This window comes from Deltaproteobacteria bacterium (assembly GCA_011773515.1).
In the GTDB taxonomy this organism is placed as follows: domain Bacteria; phylum Desulfobacterota; class Deferrimicrobia; order J040; family J040; genus WVXK01.
In genome coordinates this window covers 1-984 of record WVXK01000068.1, presented here as the reverse complement: position 1 = coordinate 984, position 984 = coordinate 1, and the positions used below count along the sequence as shown (strand labels likewise).

The window sequence follows — 984 nt, the reverse complement described above, 5'->3', positions numbered from 1 at the left end:
GGCAGTGACAGTCTATGGTGGTGAGATATACGTAATAGACAGCCCAATGCTTACGGGAGGAGACGGCAAGCCTTACCGTGGTGCAAGGGTACAGGTATTTGACATGGGAGGTAATCCCACGAGGAGCTTTGGCTCATACGGAATGGACCCTGGTCAGTTTATCAATCCCAAGGCGATAACGCATGATGAAGCAGGCAGGGTATATGTAGCTGATGCGTATCAGGGTGTAGTGCTCTGTTATGACGGATTGACCGGTGAGTATCTTGGTGTAGTACATGATCCTTCAAATCCAATGGTGACCCCTGTAGGTATAAGCCTCTCATCAGAGGGGATACTTTCAGTATCATCGCAGAACACATCATCAGTTAAGAGGTTTGGACTGGACAGCTACAAATTCATGGAGGTAATGCCTTTAGAGTTGAGCTTTACGAGCAAAGAGGGAGTTAAACCTGATGATCAGGCAGTAACGGTAAGTAACAGTGGTTTAGGGGGATTTAGCTACACAGCGTCAGCGAGCGAGCCGTGGGTAGTTCTACAGAATACATCAGGGACATTGGGATCTGGAGAGAGCAAAGAGATGAGTGTAGGGATAGATGTAACTGGACTTTCAGCTGGCACATATGAGGCAAAGATAACAGTGAGAGCTGATACAGGAACTGAGGAGACAGTTGAGGTGACAGTAAAGATAGAGGAGGCATTAACTCTGAGTGTAAGACCTGATGCACTTCAGTACAGCTATAGGACAGGTGATGCAGTACCTTTAGAGCAGGCAGTTACAGTAGAGCTGATTGGAGATACAACCGGCAAAGCTGGCTGGACAGCAGAGACGAGTGCTGGGTGGCTAACGATAGAACCTGAAGGGGCAGCAGGGGATGCAGTAACCGAGGCTAAAGTGAGAGTAAACCCTGCTGGGCTTCTGACGGGGATATATACAGGGAAAGTGATAGTGATATCTGATGGAGCATTGGGTTCACCAGCTGAAGT

1 protein-coding gene is annotated in these 984 nt (G+C 48.2%); it reads left to right on the top strand.

Annotated features, from left to right (window positions below):
• The coding region (locus tag GTN70_08410; protein ID NIO17006.1) for a hypothetical protein at nucleotides 1-984 on the top strand (984 nt) is incomplete at both ends.